Origin of the sequence: Nitratidesulfovibrio liaohensis (assembly GCF_011682075.1) — a bacterium.
GTDB classification, from domain to species: Bacteria; Desulfobacterota; Desulfovibrionia; order Desulfovibrionales; family Desulfovibrionaceae; genus Cupidesulfovibrio; species Cupidesulfovibrio liaohensis.
Genome location: NZ_VSMK01000409.1, coordinates 1 through 2444, shown reverse-complemented (window position 1 = coordinate 2444; position 2444 = coordinate 1). Strand labels below are relative to the sequence as shown.

The 2444-nt window shown below is 71.0% G+C and carries 3 protein-coding genes and 1 pseudogene; 2 read left to right on the top strand and 2 right to left on the bottom strand.

The window, feature by feature from the left end; translation table 11 throughout:
* The coding region (locus FVW27_RS13175; RefSeq protein WP_167125822.1) for an alkaline phosphatase family protein at positions 1 to 1098 on the top strand (1098 nt) is incomplete at its 5' end.
* Between the two features lie 219 nt (positions 1099 to 1317).
* Positions 1318 to 1620 (top strand): Ada metal-binding domain-containing protein, encoded by a 303-nt coding sequence (locus FVW27_RS13170; protein ID WP_167125819.1) that lies wholly within the window; start codon positions 1318 to 1320, stop codon positions 1618 to 1620.
* A gap of 24 nt (positions 1621 to 1644) precedes the next feature.
* On the opposite strand, the gene FVW27_RS13165 is transcribed toward FVW27_RS13170, so the two are convergent.
* Together FVW27_RS13165 and FVW27_RS13160 are read right to left on the bottom strand one after the other, a co-directional pair.
* Positions 1645 to 2082: an HMA2 domain-containing protein gene (locus FVW27_RS13165; RefSeq protein WP_167125816.1), complete on the bottom strand. Its 438-nt coding sequence runs from the start codon at positions 2080 to 2082 to the stop codon at positions 1645 to 1647.
* A gap of 51 nt (positions 2083 to 2133) precedes the next feature.
* A pseudogene (locus tag FVW27_RS13160) lies at positions 2134 to 2444 on the bottom strand (hypothetical protein); the annotation flags it as partial.

The window sequence follows — 2444 nt, the reverse complement described above, 5'->3', positions numbered from 1 at the left end:
CACCCCGCCGCACGAGGCCCCCTGGAAGCCCTGGCCGCAGGCCTGCCCCTTGCCCCCCGCGACACGGCATGGCGCTGCAACGTGGTGGCATTGGACGCCCATGGCCGCATGGCCGACCCCGCCGCCACCCTGCGCCCCGCCACGGAACAAACCATTGCCCGCATCGTGTCCGACACCTTCCCGACTCCGGCCTACGCCACGGCGCACGGCGGCGGATTCCGCTTCACGGTGGTGGAACGGAATGACGCCAGCCACGCCGCCGCCTCGCCTTCTCCTGCCATCTCTTCGTCCGACACGCCCACGCCTTTCATGCACGCCCCCTGCACGCCTGCAGGACCGCAGGATGTCATCGGCCACCCCCCCGCCGACGCCCTGCGCGACCTCGCCAGCCACCATCCGGCCCTGCACGCGCGCATCACGGCGGCCAACGCGCACCTTGCCCGACTCACGGGACCGGACGCACCGCACGGACTGGCCCTGTGGCCCTGGGGCTGCGGTCACCGCCCCGACCTGCCGCCATTTTCCGCCCGGCTCACCGCTGCCGCCTCTGCGACGCCCCCCCATACACGACTGACCGCCGCCATGGTGGCTGCGGTGCCGCTGGCACGCGGACTGGCCCTGGCCGCAGGCCTTGCCGTGCCCGCAATCCCCGGCGCCACCGGCGGCGCGGATACAGACCTTGCCGCCAAGGCCGCCGCCGCCCTCGCCCTGCTGGCGAACCACGCCGTGGTCTTCATCCATGTGGAAGGTCCGGACATGTGCGCACACGCCCGCGACGCCCGCGCCAAATCCACCCTGCTGGCCCGCATCGATGCGGAAATCATCGCCCCGCTGCGCACGGCCCGGCCCGACGCCCTGCTCTGCGTCACCTGCGACCACGTCACCCACTGCGGCGATGGCCGCCACCACCCGCACGCCGTGCCCTTCCTGCTGCACGGACCGACCGCACTGACGCACCCCGCCGCCCGCTTCGACGAGGCAGCCTGCGCGGCCACGGGCCTGCGCATCCCCTCCGGCCCGGCCCTGCTGGAGTTGATCCTGCGGGGCACCGCCAACCCGCCTGACGGTGGAGCCGACCTGACCGCACGGCAAGGCTGACCGCACGGCAAGGCTGACAGGACGGCAAGGTCTGACGGGGCAGACAGGGCAAAACAGACCGTCACCCTGCCACCCGCTGCGCACTCCCTCTGCGCTGCCCTTCCCCGCAGTACACGCAAAAGGGGCGCCCCATGGGGACGCCCCTTCTCGCATGCATGCATTCTCAGTCCGTTGCGCACCTGCCCGCTTCGCGGTAGGGCCACACCAAAGGAGGCCCGCATGCGCCCTACGCTGTCACTTTTCCGTTCCGGCCCGTGCCCGCTCGCGGTCCGCGCCGCAGCGGCGGTCCTGCTGACCCTGCTGCTGGCGCTGCCCCCGACGCTGGCCCTGACGGTGACCGTCTTTTCCGCACTCCCCACACAGGCCGCGCAGAATGCCGTCTACCACGGCAATGTGCAGTCGCACATTTTCCACCAGCAGGGCTGCACCTACTACGCCTGCAAGGCCTGCACGGCGGTGTTCACCACGCGCAAGGCAGCCCTGGACGCGGGCTTTCGCCCCTGCAAGGTGTGCAAGCCATAGGGACTGCGACCGGATCGCGCTGGCCTAGGCCATGATGCGCTTGCGATACGCGTACAGATGGTAGGCGTTGAAGGCCAGAAACAGCCCCCCCGCCACGATATGCGCCCGCTCGCGCCCGGCCAGCCCGAACAGCACCAGCGCCGCCAGCGACCCGGCCATGCCCCGCTTGGAGATGCGCATGGCCTCGGCCCTGGTCAGGCGGCGGCAGCAACACGACGTCTTCGGGACCGCCGGTTCCTGCGCCGCAAAGGCTTCCAGCATCTTCGCCGCTTCCAGCAGTTGGTCCTGCGTCACGGCGTCCGGGTCGTATTCCACCAGCAGGCCGCCGGTGCGCGGATTGGCCGTGGCGGAAAGCACCCCCGGCGTCTCGCGCAGGGTGCCTTCGATGGTGGCTGCCGCCTCCGGGTTGCGCAGCGCATCGCACCGGATGCGTACCCTGCCGTCGATGAAACTGCTGATCATGGTCCACCCCTCCTTGCCGCGCCGGGCGCGGCCCTGCTGCGGATGCGTCCGTTATGCCGTGCCGGAACCGCCGGTCTTGCGGGCAACCTTGGCGCTGGCCTTGGCCCTGCCCTTGTCGGTCCCGGACTTGGTGGTCCCGGATTCGGCGGTCTTTGCCGACTGAGCGGGTTTCGCCGCTCCAGCGGCCTTGCCCTGCTTGCCAGCCTTGGTCGGGGCTTTTGTCGGGGCCTTGCCCGGCGTGGCGGTGTCCGATTCCCCGGGCGCCCGAGCCTTGCCTGCCACCGTACCCACCGCCTTGGCAGCGCCCTGCACGGTGGCCTTCAGCGCGGCCTTGGACTTCTGCACCTGCTTCACGTCCATGC

Excerpts from the sequence above, each read along its gene's own strand:
- FVW27_RS13170 (WP_167125819.1), top strand. The coding sequence starts at position 1,318 with ATGCGCCCTACGCTGTCACTTTTCCGTTCCGGCCCGTGCCCGCTCGCG.
- FVW27_RS13165 (WP_167125816.1), bottom strand. The coding sequence starts at position 2,082 with ATGATCAGCAGTTTCATCGACGGCAGGGTACGCATCCGGTGCGATGCG.